18 protein-coding genes are annotated in these 18,787 nt (G+C 71.4%); 6 read left to right on the plus strand and 12 right to left on the minus strand.

Features of this window, described 5'->3' with window-relative positions:
- The 7 genes from BI06_RS48285 to BI06_RS22915 form a co-directional block, all read right to left on the minus strand.
- A partial coding sequence (locus tag BI06_RS48285) for a DoxX family membrane protein (RefSeq protein WP_051741614.1) occupies positions 1 to 1,372 on the minus strand: 1,372 nt, incomplete at its 3' end.
- A gap of 202 nt (positions 1,373 to 1,574) precedes the next feature.
- The gene (rlmB, locus tag BI06_RS22890) at positions 1,575 to 2,570 is read right to left on the minus strand and encodes a 23S rRNA (guanosine(2251)-2'-O)-methyltransferase RlmB (protein WP_030393730.1); all 996 of its coding nucleotides are present in this window, start codon (positions 2,568 to 2,570) and stop codon (positions 1,575 to 1,577) included.
- 140 nt (positions 2,571 to 2,710) lie between these two features.
- The gene (gene cysS, locus BI06_RS22895) at positions 2,711 to 4,105 is read right to left on the minus strand and encodes a cysteine--tRNA ligase (protein WP_030393729.1); all 1,395 of its coding nucleotides are present in this window, start codon (positions 4,103 to 4,105) and stop codon (positions 2,711 to 2,713) included.
- 165 nt (positions 4,106 to 4,270) lie between these two features.
- Positions 4,271 to 4,666: a PPOX class F420-dependent oxidoreductase gene (locus tag BI06_RS22900; RefSeq protein ID WP_043470936.1), complete on the minus strand. Its 396-nt coding sequence runs from the start codon at positions 4,664 to 4,666 to the stop codon at positions 4,271 to 4,273.
- 190 nt (positions 4,667 to 4,856) lie between these two features.
- Positions 4,857 to 5,357 (minus strand): 2-C-methyl-D-erythritol 2,4-cyclodiphosphate synthase, encoded by a 501-nt coding sequence (gene ispF / locus BI06_RS22905; RefSeq protein WP_030393727.1) that lies wholly within the window; start codon positions 5,355 to 5,357, stop codon positions 4,857 to 4,859.
- The gene (ispD, locus tag BI06_RS22910; protein ID WP_233290274.1) at positions 5,347 to 6,105 is read right to left on the minus strand and encodes a 2-C-methyl-D-erythritol 4-phosphate cytidylyltransferase; all 759 of its coding nucleotides are present in this window, start codon (positions 6,103 to 6,105) and stop codon (positions 5,347 to 5,349) included. Before ispD ends, ispF begins: the two co-directional genes overlap by 11 nt.
- 259 nt (positions 6,106 to 6,364) lie before the next feature.
- Positions 6,365 to 6,847: a CarD family transcriptional regulator gene (locus BI06_RS22915; RefSeq protein WP_030244332.1), complete on the minus strand. Its 483-nt coding sequence runs from the start codon at positions 6,845 to 6,847 to the stop codon at positions 6,365 to 6,367.
- 413 nt (positions 6,848 to 7,260) lie between these two features.
- On the opposite strand from BI06_RS22915, the gene BI06_RS22920 reads away from it, so the two are divergent.
- Positions 7,261 to 7,875, plus strand: coding sequence for a hypothetical protein (locus BI06_RS22920; RefSeq protein ID WP_030393725.1), 615 nt, complete (start codon positions 7,261 to 7,263; stop codon positions 7,873 to 7,875).
- Positions 7,876 to 8,031: 156 nt separating this feature from the next.
- On the opposite strand, the gene BI06_RS22925 is transcribed toward BI06_RS22920, so the two are convergent.
- Together BI06_RS22925 and BI06_RS22930 are read right to left on the minus strand one after the other, a co-directional pair.
- Positions 8,032 to 8,724 carry a response regulator transcription factor gene (locus BI06_RS22925; protein ID WP_030305055.1) on the minus strand — a complete coding sequence of 231 codons (693 nt, stop codon included), beginning with the start codon at positions 8,722 to 8,724 and terminating at the stop codon, positions 8,032 to 8,034.
- A 2-nt stretch (positions 8,725 to 8,726) separates the two neighbouring features.
- The gene (locus BI06_RS22930; RefSeq protein WP_030393724.1) at positions 8,727 to 9,998 is read right to left on the minus strand and encodes a cell wall metabolism sensor histidine kinase WalK; all 1,272 of its coding nucleotides are present in this window, start codon (positions 9,996 to 9,998) and stop codon (positions 8,727 to 8,729) included.
- Between the two features lie 308 nt (positions 9,999 to 10,306).
- Between BI06_RS22930 and phoU the strand changes: the two genes are divergently transcribed.
- Positions 10,307 to 10,990 carry a phosphate signaling complex protein PhoU gene (gene phoU / locus BI06_RS22935; RefSeq protein ID WP_030393723.1) on the plus strand — a complete coding sequence of 228 codons (684 nt, stop codon included), beginning with the start codon at positions 10,307 to 10,309 and terminating at the stop codon, positions 10,988 to 10,990.
- Between the two features lie 538 nt (positions 10,991 to 11,528).
- On the opposite strand, the gene BI06_RS22940 is transcribed toward phoU, so the two are convergent.
- The gene (locus tag BI06_RS22940; protein ID WP_030393722.1) at positions 11,529 to 12,116 is read right to left on the minus strand and encodes a lytic polysaccharide monooxygenase; all 588 of its coding nucleotides are present in this window, start codon (positions 12,114 to 12,116) and stop codon (positions 11,529 to 11,531) included.
- Between the two features lie 602 nt (positions 12,117 to 12,718).
- Here BI06_RS22940 and BI06_RS49610 point away from each other — a divergent pair.
- On the plus strand, positions 12,719 to 13,711 hold the full coding sequence (locus tag BI06_RS49610) for a hypothetical protein (RefSeq protein ID WP_149030445.1): 993 nt from the start codon (positions 12,719 to 12,721) through the stop codon (positions 13,709 to 13,711).
- Between the two features lie 58 nt (positions 13,712 to 13,769).
- On the opposite strand, the gene BI06_RS22950 is transcribed toward BI06_RS49610, so the two are convergent.
- Together BI06_RS22950 and BI06_RS22955 are read right to left on the minus strand one after the other, a co-directional pair.
- Positions 13,770 to 14,576: a protein phosphatase 2C domain-containing protein gene (locus BI06_RS22950; protein ID WP_043470944.1), complete on the minus strand. Its 807-nt coding sequence runs from the start codon at positions 14,574 to 14,576 to the stop codon at positions 13,770 to 13,772.
- 3 nt (positions 14,577 to 14,579) lie between these two features.
- Positions 14,580 to 15,425 carry a sigma-70 region 4 domain-containing protein gene (locus tag BI06_RS22955; protein ID WP_043470947.1) on the minus strand — a complete coding sequence of 282 codons (846 nt, stop codon included), beginning with the start codon at positions 15,423 to 15,425 and terminating at the stop codon, positions 14,580 to 14,582.
- Between the two features lie 225 nt (positions 15,426 to 15,650).
- Here BI06_RS22955 and BI06_RS22960 point away from each other — a divergent pair, with 225 nt between their 5' ends.
- The 3 genes from BI06_RS22960 (at position 15,651) to BI06_RS22970 (ending at position 18,719) form a co-directional block, all read left to right on the plus strand.
- Entirely contained in the window at positions 15,651 to 16,076 is a 426-nt protein-coding gene (locus tag BI06_RS22960; protein ID WP_051741616.1) for a hypothetical protein, read from the plus strand.
- A 679-nt stretch (positions 16,077 to 16,755) separates the two neighbouring features.
- Positions 16,756 to 17,406, plus strand: coding sequence for a hypothetical protein (locus BI06_RS22965; RefSeq protein ID WP_149030446.1), 651 nt, complete (start codon positions 16,756 to 16,758; stop codon positions 17,404 to 17,406).
- Complete coding sequence (locus BI06_RS22970) at positions 17,406 to 18,719, plus strand: DUF3987 domain-containing protein (protein ID WP_051741618.1); 1,314 nt, start codon at positions 17,406 to 17,408, stop codon at positions 18,717 to 18,719. The genes BI06_RS22965 and BI06_RS22970 overlap by 1 nt, the downstream gene beginning before the upstream one ends.
- The last annotated feature ends 68 nt before the right edge of the window (positions 18,720 to 18,787 follow it).

Consider the following 18,787-nt stretch of genomic DNA (forward strand, 5'->3'; position numbering starts at 1 on the left):
GCGCGGCCGGACGGGACGGGGCCGGCGAGGGCGCCGAACCGGCCGGGCTCCGACCGCCGGGGGTCGCCGAAGGACCGCCGCTCGGCCAGACCGGCGTGCCGAAGTCGGTGGCGGGCCGGGACGGCGCCGGGTGCGGCCGGGCGCCGGTACGGACCGCGCCGCCCAGCATCGAGCCGAGCAGCAGCGTCATACCGACCACCGCCGCGGTGACCACGGCACCGCGCCGCAGCACCCGGCGGCGCAGCGCGGCCGGCGCGGCCGCGCCGTACCGCCGCCAGGCCTCCAGGTTGAGCCGCCCGTCCAGCGAGGCGAACGGCGCCCCGGCGATCAGCAGCGGGCTCCACGCGGCCAGGAAGATCAGGTCGGGCGTGTCGTACACCGGCACGGCCCGCCAGCTCACCGTGAACAGCAGTACGGCGGACAGCGCCATCGCCGCCCCGGCCGCGAGCCGCTGCCAGAGCCCGAGGAGGGTGAGCACACCGACCACGATCTCGGTGAACGACACCACCAGGCCGGAGCCGACCGGGTGCGCCATGGCGAAGGCCAGCAGCGGCTCGGCGACCTTCCAGGGGTGCAGCGAGGACAGCCAGCGCATCATCGAGCCGCGCTCGCCGCCGTCGAAGTACACCGGGTCGCAGAGCTTGCTGAACCCGGCGTAGACCGAGAGCGAGCCGAGCACGGCGCGCAGCGGCAGCAGCACCAGGCCGAGGTCCACCCGGCGGCCCGGGTACCAGGGCTGCTTGCCCTCGGCCCCGGCGGCCGAGACCTCGGGCAGCTCGCCGCTGGGCGTCCAGCCCTGCGGCGCGCCGACCGGGCCGACGCCGCCCTCGGTGGCGGTGCCGTCGCCCTCGCGCGGCTGGCGCGGCACCGTCCGGGCGCCGCCGTACGGCGGGACCAGCTGGGTGTCCGCGTCCGCCAGGGAGCCGCCGGTGCGGCCGCCCCCGCGTCCGCCGACCCCGGCCGGGACGCCGCCCAGTCGGACGGCCTCCAGCAGTCGGGTGGCCGCGATGTCGTCCGGCCGCGCCTCGCCGGTCCAGGTGACCGGGGTGACCCGGCCCTTGCGGCGCGGCGGCGCCCCGGCGAGCGCCGAGACGTCGCCGACCGGGACGACCACCTGCGGGGTGACCGACGGGCGGCGGATCAGGCCCTGGGTGCCGTACGGGTCGCCGAACGCGGCGCCGGTGGACAGCAGTCCGGCCGGGGCGTCGATCAGCGGCGCCACCGGGGTGCCGAGCCGGAGCCGGAAGCTCGCCTGGGTACTGCTGAGGCGTGCCGGGTCCGACGGCACCTTGGCGGTGTTGAGGCCGGGGCCCGCGTCTATCCCGGTGCTGCCACCGCCCAGGAGCGGGCGCCGAGGTGTTCTGGTGTCCACGCCCGTCTAACCGGGTGACACCCGGTTAGGACACTCTCCCGAGTGGATATCGGGAGTCCCCTTGAAGTGATCATGAGAAAAGCGATCGGATCCGGGCGGATCCGATCGCTTTCCATTGATTGCGGGCGGACGGTGGGCGGTTCCGGAGAACGCCTTGCGCCGAGCACCCGCCGTGTGCGGCTACCGCCGGCGGACCGGAGGGTCAGCCGACCTTGCGGCGCAGCCGGGCCGCCTCGTACAGCACGACGCCCGCCGCGACACCGGCGTTCAGCGACTCGGTGAGCCCGGACATCGGGATCCGCACCAGCACGTCGCAGGTCTCCGCGACGAGCCGGGACAGGCCCTTGCCCTCGCTGCCCGCGACGATCACCACCGGCCCGGTCAGCACCTCCAGGTCGCCGATCTCGGCCTCGCCGTCGGCGGCCAGGCCGACCACGGTCAGACCAGCCTTCTGGTACGCCTCCAGGGCGCGGGTCAGGTTGGTGGCCCGGGCGACGGGCAGCCGGGCCGCGGCGCCCGAGGAGGTCTTCCAGGCACCGGCGGTCATACCGGCCGCCCGGCGCTCCGGGATCACCACGCCGTGCGCGCCGAAGGCGGCGGCGGAGCGGACCACGGCGCCCAGGTTGCGGGAGTCGGTCACCCCGTCCAGCGCCACGATCAGCGCGTCGTCGCCGGAGTCCGCGGCCCCGTCCAGCAGGTCGTCGGGGTGGGCGTACTCGTACGGCGGGACCTGGAGCACCAGGCCCTGGTGGTTCATCCCGCCGGTCATCTGGTCCAGCTGCGGGCGCGGGGCCTCCATCAGCGGGATGCCCCGGTCGTTGGCGGCCTGGAAGGCGTCGCGGACCCGGTCGTCGGTGTCGATGAACTGCTGGACGTACAGCGCGTTGGCCGGCACGTCGCCCTGCAGGGCCTCGACCACCGAGTTGCGGCCGAAGACCAGCTCGGCGGAGCCGGCGCCGCCGCGGCCGCCCCGGCCGCCGGCACCGGCCCGGCGCATGCCGGCGCGGGCCTTGGCGTCCCGCTCGCGCTTGACCGCGGCGTTGGCGGCCCGCTGCTTCGGGTGACCCTTGCGCTCCGCTCCGGGCGGCGTCGGGCCCTTGCCCTGGAGCGCCTTCCGGCTGTGGCCGCCGGTACCGACACTCGCGCCCTTCTTCGACCCGGGGTTGCGGCGGTTCCTGCGCTGGCTGTTGCCGGCCATGGCTGTACTTCCTGTCTGTCTGTCCGGCATGGCCGGCCGCGCCGGCTCGCGCCGGTGCGGTCGACGGCATGCGTTCCGTCATGCGGGAGGGCCGCACCGGTCCGGTACGGCCCACCGCTCACCCCTCGGTCACCCGGGGGTTACTGGCTGTTGATCGTCCAGCGCGGGCCGGACGGGGTGTCCTCGATCGCCAGCCCGGCCAGGCCGAGCTGGTCGCGGATGGCGTCCGCGGTCGCGAAGTCCTTGCGGGCCCGGGCCGCCTGGCGCTGCTCCAGGACCAGGTGGACCAGCGAGTCGACGACGCCGTGCAGGTCCTCACCGCGCTCCGCCCCGGCCCACTGCGGGTCGAGCGGGTCGAGTCCCAGTACTCCGAGCATCGCACGGACCTCGGCCAATCGCGCCACCGCGTTCTCCTTGTCGTCCGCGGTGAGGGCGCTGTTGCCCTGGCGGACGGCGGTGTGCACGACGGCGAGTGCCTGCGGGACGCCCAGGTCGTCGTCCATCGCCTCGGCGAAGGCCGGCGGCACCTCGGGTGCCGCGTCGACCGTGCCGCAGCGCTCCACGGCGCGCTGGATGAAGCCCTCGATCCGGCCGAATCCCGCCTCGGCCTCGCGCAGCGACTCCTCGCTGTACTCGATCATCGAGCGGTAGTGCGGGGCGGCGAGGTAGTAGCGGAGCACGATCGGCCGCCAGCGGCGGACCATCTCGGCGACCAGCACCGAGTTGCCGAGGGACTTGCTCATCTTCTCGCCGGCCATGGTGACCCAGGCGTTGTGCACCCAGAAGTTGGCGAAGTCGTCGCCGAAGGCCTTGGACTGGGCGATCTCGTTCTCGTGGTGCGGGAAGATCAGGTCGAGGCCGCCGCCGTGGATGTCGAAGGCCTCGCCCAGGTACTTGTGGGCCATCGCCGAGCACTCCAGGTGCCAGCCCGGACGGCCTCTGCCCCACGGGGTGTCCCAGCTGGGCTCGCCCGGCTTGGCCGCCTTCCACATCGCGAAGTCGCGCGGGTCTCGCTTGCCGGTCTCGCCCTCGCCGCTGGGCTGCTGGAGGTTCTCCAGCTTCTGGTTGGAGAGCGCGAGGTAGCCGGGGTAGGACTTCACGTCGAAGTAGACGTTGCCCTCCGCCGCGTAGGCGTGGCCCTTCTCGATCAGACCGCGCATCATCGCGACCATCTCGGGGATGTGCCCGGTGGCCCGCGGCTCGACGGTCGGACGCAGGCAGCCCAGCGCGTCGTAACCGTCGTTGAAGGCACGCTCGTTCTCGTAGGCGATCTGCCACCACGGCGTGCCGAGCTCGCGCTCCTTGGCGATGATCTTGTCGTCGATGTCGGTGACGTTCCGGGCGAAGGTCACCTGGTAGCCGCGGTAGGCGAACCACCGCTGCATCACGTCGAAGTTGAGGTAGGACCGGATGTGCCCGATGTGTGGCGCCGACTGGACGGTAGCGCCGCACAGGTAGATCGAGACACAACCCGGTACAAGCGGGACGAAGTCGCGTACCTGGCGGGTGCTGGTGTCGTACAGGCGAATGCTCACAGCGTCAAGCGTAGTGGGCAGCAGGGGGTGCCTCGCGACATTCCGAAATGTCAAGACCGCGGCGGATGCTTTTCCGCCGGGTGACGTGCCAGGTGACGTCCCGGGCGATGTGCCGGGTGGTGTCCCGGGGGCCGCCCCGGGACACCACCTCCGCTCCGGGCGGGCTCAGATCGAGCCGACGACCTTCCGCGGGGTGAGGCGCACGACCACCCGCACGTCCTCGGGACCGTCGAAGCCGTACGTCGCCTCGCCGCGGTACTTCAGCGACAGCTCGTCGATCAGCTCCCGGCCGCCCTCCCGGGTCAGCGAGACCTCGCCGCGGACCTCCAGGTAGGTGTACGGGTTCTCCGGCGGGTTGACCAGCAGCGAGACCCGCGGGTCCTTCAGCAGGTTGAGGTGCTTGCGGCGCCCCTCGACGGTGGAGAACAGGATGTCCTCGCCGTCGCGCTTCACCCAGACCACGGAGGACTGCGGGCTGCCGTCCGGCTGGAGGGTGGTGATCACGGCGAAGCTCTTGTCGTCGATCAGGGCCTTGGCCTGGTCGGAGAGGTTTGCGGCCATCGGGACCTCGTTCTTCTCGTCGAGCGGCGGTGGAAAGGCGACTGCTGGGGCGAACCCGCATCGAAGAGTAGCGATTCGGGCTCCGGCAAAGGGTGTTGAACACCCGTCACCCCCGGTGTATTTCCGCTGCGGGCACCCCGGTCGGGCGCCCGGCCACCGCCGCCCGACCGGCGACGGGTGCCGGGAACGGTCAACGCCGTTCGTACACCAGGGCGGTGGCGATCGCGGCGAGGCCCTCGGCCCGGCCGGTGAGGCCGAGCCCGTCGGTGGTGGTGCCGGAGACCGAGACCGGGGCGCCGACCGCGGCGGCGAGCGCGGCCTGCGCCTCCGCCCGGCGCTTGCCGATCTTCGGCCGGATCCCGATCACCTGGATCGCCACATTGCCGATCTCGAACCCGGCCTCGCGCACCAACCGGGCCGCCTCGCCGAGCAGTTTCACCCCGGACGCGCCGGCCCACTCCGGGCGGTCGGTGCCGAAGTGCGCGCCCAGGTCGCCGATCCCGGCGGCCGAGAACAGCGCGTCGCAGGCCGCGTGCGCGGCCACGTCGGCGTCCGAGTGCCCGGCCAGACCGACCTCGGCGTCCGGCCACTCCAGCCCGGCGACCCACAGCGGGCGACCGGGCTCGAAGGCGTGCACATCGGTGCCGATGCCCACCCGGGGCAGGACGGGGGCGTGCGGTTCAGTAGGCATCGGCGGCCCTCCGGCGGGCGAGTACGGCCTCGGCGAGTACGAGGTCCAGCGGGCGGGTCACCTTGAAGGCCTCCTCGTGACCGGGCACCACGACCACCCGGCCGCCGAAGCGCTCCACCAGCCCGGCGTCGTCGGTGACCGGCGGCAGACCGCCGTCGGCCCCGGCCGACTCCTCGGCCAGCGCCTTGGCGTGCACCTCGGCCAGCGTGTCCCGGCGGAAGCCCTGCGGGGTCTGCACCGCGCGCAGGGTGGCCCGGTCGGGTGTGTCGAGCACCGGCTCGGGCCCGCCCCGGACGGGCTCGACCCGCTTGACGGTGTCGGCCAGCGGCACCGCCGGCACCACCGCCTCGGCACCGGCCCGGACGGCGGCCGCGACCGCGTCCACCACCTCGACCGGGACCAGCGGCCGGGCCGCGTCGTGCACCAGCACGATCCCGACCTCGGCCGGGATGGCGGCCAGCCCCAGGCGGACCGACTCCTGGCGGGTGTCCCCGCCGGCCACCACCCGGATGTCCTTGCCCTCGAGACCGTGGCTGTCGAGCAGCGCGACCACCTCGGCCACGCCGTCGGCGGGGGCCGCGACCACGACCAGGCCGACCGCCCGGCTGCGGGTCAGCGCCCGGACCGCGTGCACCAGGAGCGGCACGCCGCCCAGGTCACGCAGGGCCTTGGGGGCACCGGGCCCAAGCCGCTCGCCGCGGCCGGCGGCGGGAACCACTGCTGCTGCGATTGCTCCTGTGGCGTTCAGGTTTCACTCCTTCGGCGAAGTGGGTATGGCCATGGCGTGCACGACGGGCGCGGACCCCTTCCGAAGCACCACCGTCTTCCGCCCGCAAGATCAGCAGAAACGGTCATGCAGACCCGAGGCCGACCGGGCCGCCGGGTGCGGGGCGTCGTCCGGACACGCCTCAGCGCCCGAAGTGCCACTGCACCACCCACGGACCGTAGGTCCGGTGGGCGGCGCGCCGGCATCGGGCGCTGTGAGCGTTTTGTGGAGCGGACGGCCGCTACGAGGCGAGCACCTCGTCGAGCAGCGTCTCCGCCTTGTCCTCGTTGGTGTTCTCCGCCAGCGCGAGCTCGCTGACGAGGATCTGGCGCGCCTTGGCGAGCATGCGCTTCTCACCTGCGGAGAGGCCGCGCTCGCGCTCGCGACGCCAGAGGTCGCGCACAACCTCGGCGACCTTGATAACGTCACCCGAGGCGAGCTTCTCAAGATTCGCCTTGTAGCGACGGGACCAGTTGGTCGGCTCTTCGGTGTACGGTGCGCGAAGCACCTCGAAGACCCGGTCCAGACCCTCCTGGCCGACCACATCGCGCACGCCGACGAACTCCGCGTTCTCGGCGGGCACGCGGAGCGTCAGGTCTCCCTGCTGCACCTTGAGCACCAGGTAGGTCTTGTCCACACCTTTGATCTGGCGAATTTCGATGGCCTCGATCAGCGCGGCCCCGTGATGGGGGTAGACCACCGTGTCGCCAACCTTGAACGTCATGTGACAGGACCCCTTCCGTGGCTTTCCAGAATAACACGCTTTTCGGCGCACCCGAAGGGCGTTTTCGCAGGTCAGGGCCGGTCTCGGGGCTTGACAAGGACCCCCATGACGTGCTGCGACCGGTGTTCGAGGAGGGCTTCCCGCAGGTCGGAGGCGGTTCCACTGCCTGCCGAAACCTCTGGCAACGCTCCCGAAACCATGATTGGATCTTGGGTTTTCACCGTTTATCGGGCCGTTTCCCGATCGTGATCCGATCTTGGTCGATGATTGACCTGAACACGCGGACATGCCGCCGTCCGGAGGGCGGGACGGGCGGATCGTGACCCGAAGGGACCACCCCGTGAGGACGGCATAAGCGTGGTCGATAATCTGAACCTGACCTATCGACACGTGACCTAGGAGAAGCCGCCGCCGTGAGCCGCAGCCTTCGACGCGGCAGCATCGCCGCCATCGCCGCCCTCGCCATCGCCTCGCTGTCCTCCTGTGCCGCCGGGAACACCCCGGCCACCCTGGAGGTCAAGCCCGACAACGCGTCGGCGACCCTGGGCACCGACATCCGCCTGAACAACATCGTCGTGGTCACCGGGGACGAGTCCTCCGGCGAGCACACCGGCCCCGCCAACGTGACGGTGAACATCAGCAACAGCGGGACCGAGGCGATCGAGCTGCAGTCCATCACCGTCGGCACCGGGGCGACCGCCTCCTTCGCCGACGACAAGGGCGCCGCGCTGCCCGCCATCGTCGTCCCGGCCGGCGGCGCGCTGCTGCTCGGCGGCCCGGGCGCCCCGACCGCCAAGATCGCCTCCACCACCGTGAGCGTCGGCGGCTACGTGCCGGCCTCGTTCGCGTTCAAGAACCGCGACAAGGTCGAGGCCGAGGCCCAGGTCAGCCCGAACAAGGGCCTCTACAAGGGCTACGGCCCGACCGCCGCCCCGGCCGCCGTGCCGCCGAAGGCCACCGCCCCGGCCACCGGCGCCACCACCCCGGCCGCCCCGGCCACGGGTACGACCGCTCCGGCCGCCCACTGAGTCACGGCCCCGGGCACCCGGGGCCGCTCGCTCGTACAGGGCTGCTCGTACCGAGCCGCTCACACGGGGCCGTATAAGGGGAACGCCCCCTCCGGAAGGATCCGGAGGGGGCGTTCGCCTGGGCTTCGGGCCGGCTCGCTGCGCCGACCGGCCGGTTTACGGCTCGAACTTGTAGCCGAGGCCACGCACCGTGACCAGGTAGCGCGGCGCGCCCGGGTCCGGCTCGATCTTCGCCCGCAGCCGCTTGACGTGGACGTCCAGCGTCTTGGTGTCGCCGACGTAGTCCGCGCCCCAGACCCGGTCGATCAGCTGCATCCGGGTGAGCACCCGCCCGGCGTTGCGCAGCAGCATCTCCAGCAGGTCGAACTCCTTGAGCGGGAGGTCGACCTTGGCGCCGTCCACGGTCACCACGTGCCGGTCGACGTCCATCCGGACCGGGCCCGCCTCCAGGGCGCCGGGGCCGCCGCCGTCGCCGGGGCCCTCGTTCTCGCCGCGGCGGCGGAGCACCGCGCGGATCCGGGCGACCAGCTCACGGGTGGAGTAGGGCTTGGTGACGTAGTCGTCCGCGCCTATCTCCAGCCCGACCACCTTGTCGATCTCGCTGTCCTTGGCGGTGACCATGATCACCGGCACATTGGAGCGGACCCGAAGCTGGCGGCAGACCTCGGTGCCGGGCAGCCCCGGCAGCATCAGGTCGAGCAGGACGAGGTCGGCGCCGTTCCGTTCGAACTGCTCCAGGGCGTCGGGGCCGGTGGCGGCGATGGCCACCTCGAAGCCTTCCTTGCGGAGCATGTACGAGAGAGCGTCGCTGAACGACTCCTCGTCCTCGACCACCAGTACTCGGGTCACGATCAGGCCTCCGGGGCAAGCTGGGGGGTTGTTTCTGACAGGGACTGCGGGGTTCCGCCCACCAGGGGGCGGTCCACGGGGGCCTGCCCTGCGGGCAGGCGGAGGGTGAAGGTGGAGCCCTGGCCCTCGACGCTCCACACCGAGACGGTGCCGCCGTGGGAGGCGGCCACGTGCTTGACGATGGAGAGGCCGAGACCGGTGCCGCCGGTCTGCCGGGAGCGCGCCGGGTCCACCCGGTAGAACCGTTCGAAGACCCGCTCGCGGTCCTTCTCCGAGATGCCGATGCCCTGGTCGGTCACGGAGATCTCGATGAGTTCGCCGTCCGCCTCGCCCAGGGCGGCGGCGCTGGAGATCCGGCGGGTGGCGATCGCGACCCTGGTCCGGGGCGGGCTGTAGTTGACCGCGTTCTCGACCAGGTTGCCGAGCGCGGCGGCCAGCTGCCCCCGGTTGCCGTGCAGGTAGAGGCCGGCGATGCCACCGGCCGCGATCAGGATCTGCTTGGCGGCGGCCTGCTGGCGGCAGCGGTCGATCGCCTCGGCGATCAGTTCGTCCACCGCGACCGGTTCCGGGTCGACCATCAGGCGGTCGTCCTGGACCCGGGAGAGGTCGATGATCTCCTGGACCAGGCTGGCCAGCCTGGTCGCCTCGATCTGCATCCGGCCGGCGAAGCGCTGCACCGCCTCCGGGTCGTCGGCCGCGTCGGCGACCGCCTCGGAGAGCAGCGAGAGCGCGCCGACCGGGGTCTTGAGCTCGTGGCTGACGTTGGCCACGAAGTCCCGGCGGACGGCCTCCACCCGGCGGCGCTCGGTCTGGTCCTCGACCAGCACCAGGACCAGCCGGGAGCCCAGCGGGGCGACCCGGACCGAGACCGCCAGCGGTTCGGCGGCCCGGGCCGCGCCCGGGCGGGGCAGCTCCAGCTCGATCTGCCGGATCTCGCCGTCCCGGCGGGTGCCCCTGGCCAGCGCGAGCAGCTGGTCCAGGGCGACCGCGCCGCCGCGGACCAGGCCCATCGCGTAGGCCGCCGAGCTGGCCTTGACCACCTCGTCGCCCTCGCCGAGCACGATCGCGCAGGAGCGCAGCACGGAGAGGACCGTGTCGACGCCCGGCGGGAGCGGGGGTTCCTGCGCGGGGCCGAGGCCCTGATTCCGGTTGGTGCCGCTGTACCTGCCCTTCGCCTGCTCGCGCTCGCTCCAACGGAAAGCGATCGAGGCCGTGAGGCCGACGCCGAGCCCGGCTATGGCGCAGGCAGCGGCGGCGGCCACGTTCACGTCCATAGCGCCAGCCTAAGCGCACGATGCGGCCGCTCCCCCAGGGCCAGGTCAAGGGATCGACCACGCGTTGCCGAGAATTCACCTTCAAGTAGCTGCCGATTCACCGGACAGGTCGTGGACGGTCGCCCGGACGGCCCAGAGTGGGCGCCGGAGCCCGTGTGGGACGGGTGGCCCGGCCGAACAGCCGTCCGCCACCCCGGGTGCGCGCGTACGATGCGCGCCACCAGCAGCGGTCATTGGTGCGCCGTTCGGACGGTCGCACCGGATGACCGGTCGGCACCGCCACCGACACAGCTACTGAGGAGAGAACAATGCGCGACGCGTACCACGAGGAACTCGACTCGATCGGCGACAGCCTGGTCGAGATGGCCCGGCTGGTCGGTTCCGCCCTCGGGCGGGCCACCACCGCCCTCCTCGACGCGGACCTGGCGCTGGCCGAGAGTGTGATCGCCGCCGACGGCAAGGTCAACGACCTGCACCACGAGCTGGAGAACCGGGCGATCGACCTGCTCGCCCGCCAGCAGCCGGTCGCCACCGACCTGCGCATCGTCGTCACCTCGCTGCGGATGAGCGCCGACCTGGAGCGCTGCGGCGACCTCGCCCGCCACGTCGCCAAGGTCGCGCGGCTGCGCTACCCCGAGTGCGCCGTCCCGACCGACCTGCACGCGACCGTCCTGGAGCTGGGCCAGCTCGCCCAGCGGCTGGTGGCCAAGGCCGGCCTGGTGATCGCCACCAAGGACGTCGACAAGGCGCTCGAGCTGGAGCAGGACGACGACGCGATCGACGCGCTGCACCGCGAGCTGTTCGCGCACCTCATCGACGAGCGCTGGCACCACGGCATCGAGACCGCGGTGGACGTCACCCTGGTCGGCCGCTACTACGAGCGCTTCGCCGACCACGCCGTCTCGGTGGCCAAGCGCGTGGTGTACCTGGTCACCGGCGAGCACGTGGACGAGTTCGTCGCCGCCTCCGAGGCCGCGGCCCAGCTCGACTGACCTCCCGCCGGACGCCTCCCGCCGGACGCCTGTCCCGGACTCCTCTCCCGGACGGCGCCCGGCCCCGGGAACGGGTAAACCCCGGCCGAGGGTGGTGGGGAAGCACACAAGCGTGGACTCCCCACCACCGCGCGCCTGTTGACGCCTCCTCCGGTCGGCGGTTTCACTCGATCCCGTGGGCACCGAAGCGTGCCCGTCAGAAGGAGGGGTCCGCGCGATGAAGGCAAACCCGACCGGCCAGGCATCGGCTCCCGACACCGTAGAACCGCCCGTCCCCGCACTGCTTCCCGTCCTCGCCGCCGGGTGCGGCTGCGGTCCGGGCTGCGGCTGCGGCTGCCAGTCCGGCGCTCCGTGCCAGTGCGGCGGGGTCGACGGCGGCTGCTGCGGCCACTGAGCGGCGTCCGGCCCGTTCGCTCCGCCGGAGCCGTCCCCGGTACCGTCGCGGAGCTCCGGGGCGCGCGGCCGCCGTGGGAGGCGGCCGTGCGCCCCGGACTCCTCACCGCCGGAACGCCGACGGGGTCCACCGGGGCAACCGGCGTCAGAACCTGACGTCGGTGCAGGAGTAGAAGGCGTTGCCGGTGTCCGCGATCTCCCAGACCGCGACGACCACCTGGTGCCCGGTCCGGCCGCTCGGCAGGGTCGCGGTGTGGCTGAGGGTGCTGGGCACCTGCGTGCCGTTGTAGGGGACGTTCAGGAACGGGGTCGGCTCCAGGTTGGCCCGGGTGACCTTCTGGGTGGCGTCGTAGCCCGCCCTGGTCAGGTAGTACTTGAAGCCGGTGGTGGCGTGCCGGGCGGTGAACTTCCAGGTGAAGGTGAGCCGTTGGCCCGCCGAGACGGCGGTGGTCGGCCAGGCCCCGCCGCGCGGGTCGTCCAGTTCGGCGAACCGGCTGTTGCCGCCGGCACAGATCGCGCCGTCGGCCGGGCCCGCGGCCGGGAAGCCCTTCGGCCCCTCGACGCTCTGCGGCTCCCACTGGATCGCGCCGCAGTTCTTCACGGTGCCCGCCGCGCACAGCGCGGCCCGGCTGGGCGGGGTGCTGATGTAGCCGTGCGACTGGGCCGGCAGGGCGACCGCGACCGGCACCGACAGGGCGGCGATCACGGCTCCGACGACATGACGTGTGCGCATGGTGCTCCTCCGTGGGGGTGGATGGAGAGTCCGCCGAGCGCGGACACGCGCGCGTGGGGGCTTGGCATGCCTGCGCCTGGTCGGTGCTCACACGGTAGGAGCCGCCACCGGGGCCGTCAATGGTCTGAACCACTTTTGCGGAGCTTCGAACTCCCCGTCACCACAGGGAAGTTGAACGCGAAAGGCCCCGCCCCCCGACAACGGGGAGCGGGGCCCTCGACGGCCGTTCCGGGTTACTTCTTGCCCTGGGTCTGACTTGTCGATCGTCCGAGCCAGGCCGCAGAGCCCTGACCAGGCATCGAGCGGTCAGCAGTTGTCATCACCGGCCAACCTGGGTCGACCCCGGACGGCCCACAGACGGCCCAGGCAGCCAACCCTCAAACGGGCTTCCTGAACACGCTCGCCCATGCCGACCATGAGCGACGCCTCCCGAGTCCGCACCCACCCCTACCAAGCGTACCGAGAGGCGCCTGCACGGCCAGGAATTGCCGAACACATAGAGATCCACAACCATCTAGGCACAGCCCATGCGCAGGCGTACCATCTGCCACACCTGGCGCTTGCACATAGGGGCGAACTTGATCATTCGCGAGTTTCTTTACGTGGACACCGACAAGGTTCGGTCGATGCTGGCCCAGCTTGACGGTGGCATAGCCGAGGAGGAACGCAGCACAAGCCGCCAAGACAAGCGGACCGAGGGAGGTGTAAAGGGATTCGCTGGCCATTATCGATCCTGGGGAGAAGAGCGCTACGTCCACAAGTCCCTTGGAGACTCCATCTTTCCGGCCCTTGAAGATGCCCTGGAGTCCGAAGGTGTCTTGATCGATATATCCGAGGAGCTCAAGAACTCCGATTACTGGCACTCCGGGCGCCTGAGATCTGAGGTTCCGGCTGGTTCAATCATCCGAGTCACTGCCAGCGGATCACTCTTCGATGCGCGCTATCTGGCGTCCATCTTCTCCAGCTTTGCCACGGCATTCATTGGGATTCAAGGGATGGACCCAACCGCGATCCCGTCCACTCCCCCCGCCCCCAGGTCAGCAAAGAAGCAGCAGGCAAGGCCCAGCAGAAACGAAGCTCCCGCTCCGCATATCCCGCAACTCGAAGACGGAATCCCAGACTTCCAGAACATAGCTGGCACTGGAGACCAGATCGGCGCCCCGCAACTTCGGTCGATGATTCAGTTGGCCCGGTCCATTTTCCTTCCCGGCGTTCACCTAAATCTGTCACCAACTGGAGAAGATTCCTGCACAATAGGCGCTCGCCTCCAGGAGGGCCGCCAGTACCTCGACACCGACCCTGAAATCCTCTTCGCACGGTACGGAACGAGCCCGCAGGAATGGACACTAGTGGGAAGCGTTGGACATCACGCCTCCCCGAGCCCCGCAGCAAGCCCAGGAGCCTTCGAGATGCTCAACTCGACCGGTTCAATGCTGCGCGGCAATACCGCCAGGGCGCTAAATAGCTTCATCGGCGAGATCGGGCAAAGCGGCTTCGCTGACTTGCCTCAAGCCCCAGGGTTCTCGGTCGTTCCGTTTGCCGTCTACCGCACGATCCCAAGGCTTCGCCAGATGGATATTTCGGCTCGGGAGTAGTCGCAGATGAGGGGCTGCAGGAAGACCCTGCAGCCCCTCAGCGAATCCGTGCCGATATTCAGAGCTGGCAGAACGCCACCGCAGCATCGTCACCGGACTTGAAGCGGGGCCAGCGGAGCCCGTCCGGATCTGTGGCCTCTGCCTTCCGCACTGCCGAGATCAGGCCGTCAGCACCCTCACCCCGAAGCGTGGCGAACACATCCACCCACGACGCGACGCCGTAGTCAGTGACTAGACGTGCCGCTCCATCTGACATGACGGCCGCTGACTCGACGCCAACGGCAGCCACGGTGCCTGCCAAGGCATGCTCCGCTGCCTCACCGTCCGACGCAGCCACCCAGTAGCCGTCCGGGGCGTTCCGGGTGAGCCGCTGTGCCTCGACCATCCGGCGGACCGCCTCGGCATGCTCAGGCGTCCCAGTGGCAAAGCGTTCTGTCTCGGCGCGAAGTTCGGGCACCACGGCGTCCACCCGCAGGTCCGTGAACACCTCGTAAGCGCCGTCCCGCTCGACGACGATGGGTGAGTCAGCGAGCACCAGGTAGTCGAACCGGTCGGCGCCGGCACGCAGGATTGAGACCGTAGCCGAAGGCGTCCCTGGGTTGCGAAGGTCGCATCCGGGATGGAGCGCCGCCACTTGGTCCAGCGCCTGGGCAAGCCCGTCGGCGAGCAGTCGGCCGGGGTCGGCCAGCGCGGCGATGAGGTGCCCGCCGAGCTGGGCGACGTACCACGGGACCCCGTGTCGGCAGCCGGTGTCCAGTCCGGCCGTGCTGAGCCCATCGAGGACGACGGCGAGGGTCGACGTGGCGCCCACCCAGTCTTCGTTGGGGTTCACGCCACCGGGCGCGGTGGCGATGGAGACGCGCATCTGTCAGCCCTCGTGTCGGTAGATCGGAGTGACCCTGCTGCTCTCCAGAACTTCCAGGGTCTTCGGGTCGTAGCGGCAGGAGATGAGCGTGGAGAAGCGCTTCGTCCGGACCTCGCGGTACAGCTCGCCGAGGTGGTTCTCCAGGTAGTGCACGACGCCGTTCGCGCCGATCGCGTGGATGCCCGCGATGTAGAGGAACGTCCCCTTGCCGTCGAGTCGGGGAAGCCGAGCGAGGTAGCCGACGTCCCCGGCCGTGCCGTCGACGTCGAGCGGGGAGCGGTACTCGGTCTCAGTGTGCAAGTCCACCAGATGCCAGGAGTCGTCTTTGCGGAACCGCAGGTTGTCGTCACCTTCGAGCACCTGGGCCACGATCGGAGACAGCCGCGGACCGCAGATGACAACCAGGTGCTCGCGGTTGAGGTTCACGATGCCGGAGGGCGGGATGACCTCGTACTCGGAGTCGAGCTTCAGGCCCGCGAACAGCTTCCGCAGGTGCTCGTAGTTGTTCAGGTCTTCCCTGGTCACGACCTGGCTTGGGTTCTCGTCCGGAGACTTCCCCGCCTCGTACTTGCCGCCAACCGCCACGGTCATCGGCCCCAGACCGAAGAAGGCCCGCTCCGGCGCGGGGCCGGCCGACGCGAGCTGACCGACACGCCCACGGCTTACGCCGAGCAGGGCAGCGATCTCGGTCTGCGACATACCCGAGGCCGATGCCTCTTCGATGGCCTCCCGGCGGACACGGGACAGCTCGACCACCCGGCTCTGATAGTCCGCCATCAGGGCAATCGCCGCCTTGGCCCGTTCGATCGGGACGGCCACGCTGGCCACCCGCTCAAGCTCCTCGTGCATCGCAATCCCTTCGCTGCCTAGGGGGGCGAAGCAAGAGTACCGCGAGGGGGACTTGACGCACAGAGAGGCTGTGCCTACCTTGGGTATCGCGAGAGAGCGATAGCCCCCCTAAGCACTCTGTGAGGGCGGGTTTAGCACTTCTCTGACCTGCCCAAATGCAGCGAAGCGGCGCCCCAACCGCCAAGTCAGTACGCCGCCTCGTGCCCCAGTGAAGGGAGTTCCATCATGCACGCTTCGCTCACCACTCCGCCGATCCTGACCACCAGCGTCGTGCGGGAGAACGTCTCGGTGTTCGGTGAGGCGGACCCGGGCGAGACCGAGCCGCGGCTGTCGGTGCGGGTGTCGGTGTCGCTGCGGTTCTTCGACCTGGTGGGCCTGCTGGGCTTCCACCCGGGACTGATGCTGACCGCTTCCGACCTCCAGTGGTCCGAAGCCCTGACGGAGGCCCTGCAGTTCGCCCTGGTGAACTCCAACACCACGCAGATCGAGGAGTACGCGGAGCTGGCCCGCGCCGCGCTGTCGCACCCGCGCCGGTCGTTCCACGCGTACACCAAGCTCGTCGCCGAGGCGGTCACCCGCACGTTCGGCATGACCGCCCCGCAGCCGCCCGCCGCCCCGGCGGTGAACCCTCTGCGGCTCGTCGCTGCCTGATGCCCGTCCGGTGAGCGCTCACCGACGCTCATGAGCGCTCACCACCCGCTCACCGGCCAGGCCGGGTACGGCGTATCCGGTGTACCCGCAGGCGTATCCGACCGGTCCGTCCGGCGGGTACACCGCCCGCCGGCCGACGCGGAGTTCATCACCCTTCACCGCCGCTCACCAGCGCGGAGTACGTACCCGGGTGCGCGAGTACGCCCCGGATACGCGTACCCGACTGACGGGGTGAACACCCGACCGTTCACCCGACTCCCCGGCAGGCGTTCCCGGCGTTCCCGGCGACCGTTCCCGCGTTCCCGGAAGCGCTTCCCGCCCTTTACGGAACCGCGTCGGTCGCCCACTGACCAGGCGTCACGACCCGACCGGTACCCGACTGCGTTCACCGGTTAACAGCCCGGCTGTTCACCGGTGAGCACCCGACTCCAGCCCGACTCCCGACCGCGAAGGAGTAGCTGTGACCCGGCCTACCGAAGCCGACTCCCGCACCGCCGAACCACCACCCCCCGGGCCTGAAACCGACCCGACCGTGAGCACCGACCGCACAGGCGTGAGCGCCCCCGCCGACGACGCCCCTGAAGCGTCGGACGGTGGGGTCGAAGCTCCGGCCCGCGCCGCTGAAACGGCGACCGGTGGACCTGAAACGGGCCCCGCCGTGAGCGCCGGTGAGCGTCCCGTGAGCGCCCCGACCGACGGCGCCCCTGAAGCGCCGGACGGTGCCGCTGAAACGGATCCGGGCGCGGTTGAAACGGTGCTGCCCGACCCGATCGCCCTCCCGGCGCCGGTCCGCGACGCGCACCGCTCCACCGCCCGGTGGGCCGCCGAGCGGTTCCTGAGCGTGATCCGCAGGATCAGCCCGGCGGTGGTGTTCGACCGGTGGGGCCAGCCCGTCGGCATCCCCGCCTACGGCTCCCCCGCGTTCTCCGCGCTGGCGCCGGCCGACCCGCGCCGGGAGGCCGCGCTCGTCACCGCCGCCGAAGCCTGGCGCCAGCAGGCCGAGCAGGCACCCGAGGCGATCCACGCCCGTCTGCGCACGGACCTGGTGCTCGGCGAGCGGGCCCGCGCCGCGTGGGCGGCCGAGGACGAAGCCGCCTGGAAGACCCTCGTGCGCACGGTGCGGGCCTGGTCGAACCACCCGACCGCGCTGGAGCTGGCCGAGCAGCGGGCCCGCGCCGCCGAGGCCGCCCACCGACCGGTGAGCGCCTCGCCCGGGTGGCCGCCGGTGGCGATCCCCGGACAGCCCGGCTGGCACCGCCACCACCGCCCCGACGGCCGTCAGGCCGACCTCCCCGACACCACCGCCCCCGAGCTTGCGGAGAGCGCCTGATGCCCGTCGAACTCCACCTCGCCACCACCACCGACGGCCGACCACAGGCCCGGCAGAACCCGATGTACGACCCCGCTCCGGGGCTGGACCGCCCGACGCGGCCGGGGCCGGTGCCGGACCCGGAGGTGTTCTGCGGGTGGGCGGGGGAGACCGTGCGCGATCTCGACCCGACCACCGAGGCCGACCCGGTGGGCGTGCTGGTGAACCTGCTGTCGGCCGGGGGCGCCGCGATCGGGCCGGGGCCGTTCATGTGGATCGGCAACGACCGCCACCCCGCCCTCATCTGGGCGCTGACCGTCGGCGCGACGGCCGCCGGTCGGAAGGGCGCGGGGACGAACACCGCCCGGCGCCTGTTCAAGGCCGCCGTGCCGGACTTCATCGCCTGCAACACCCGCTCCGGCCTGTCCTCCGGCGAGGGCCTGATCGAGATGGTCCGCGACGGCGACGGCGACAAGGACCCCGGCGTCACCGACAAGCGCCTGTGGGTCGTGGAGTCCGAGTACGGGGTCACCATGGCCCGGGGACGGCGCGAGGGCTCGTCCCTGAGCGGCATCCTCCGGCAGGCGTGGAACGGCGAGGACCTGGGCGTCATGAACCGGGACGCGCTGCACGCCACCGCCCCGCACATCGCCGTCATCGGCCACATCTCCCCGCGCGAGCTGCGGGCGAAGATGCAGGACGCCGAGATGGCCGGCGGCACCTACAACCGCTTCCTGCCGGTCTTCGTCCACCGCAACCTCCTCGACCCCGACGGCAGGGGCGCCCCCGACGAGCTGATCGACAACCTCGCCACCGCGTGGAAGACCGTCCTCACCGACGCCCGCCGCGTCGGCGAGGTCCAGCTCAGCCCGGAGGCCGCGCAGCTGTGGCGGGAGGAGGTCTACCCGGCGCTCTGCGGGGACGAAGGCGACGAAGGGCCGATCGCGGAGTTCACCGCCCGCGCCGCCCCCTACGCCAAGCGCGCCGCCATGGTCTACGCCCTCCTCGACCACACCGACCGCATCGCCGAGCACCACCTGCGCGCCGCCTGGGCCCTCGTGCGCTACGCCCGCGCCAGCGCCGCCCACATCCTCGGCCCCACCGCCGCCGCCAGCACCGGTGACCCGCACCTCGACAAGCTCGTCCACGCGGTGAAGACCGCCGGGCCCTGCGGCATGACGCAGTCCCAGGTGCAGGTCCTCCTGAAGCGGCTGAACGCCACCCAGCGCGCCGACGTCACCGCCCGCCTGGTCCAGCTGCCCGGCTTCGCCGCCGCCCAGCTCGCCACCGGCGGACGCCAGCAGACCACCTACCTCTACGCCCCGCCCGACTGACAGCCGGTCCGGAAAGGCCGAAAAGGCCGGAAAGCCCTCCGACCTGCGAAAACAGCTGGCGGAAAGTG

It is taken from the genome of Kitasatospora sp. MBT66 (assembly GCF_000710405.2).
GTDB classification, from domain to species: Bacteria; Actinomycetota; Actinomycetes; order Streptomycetales; family Streptomycetaceae; genus Kitasatospora; species Kitasatospora purpeofusca.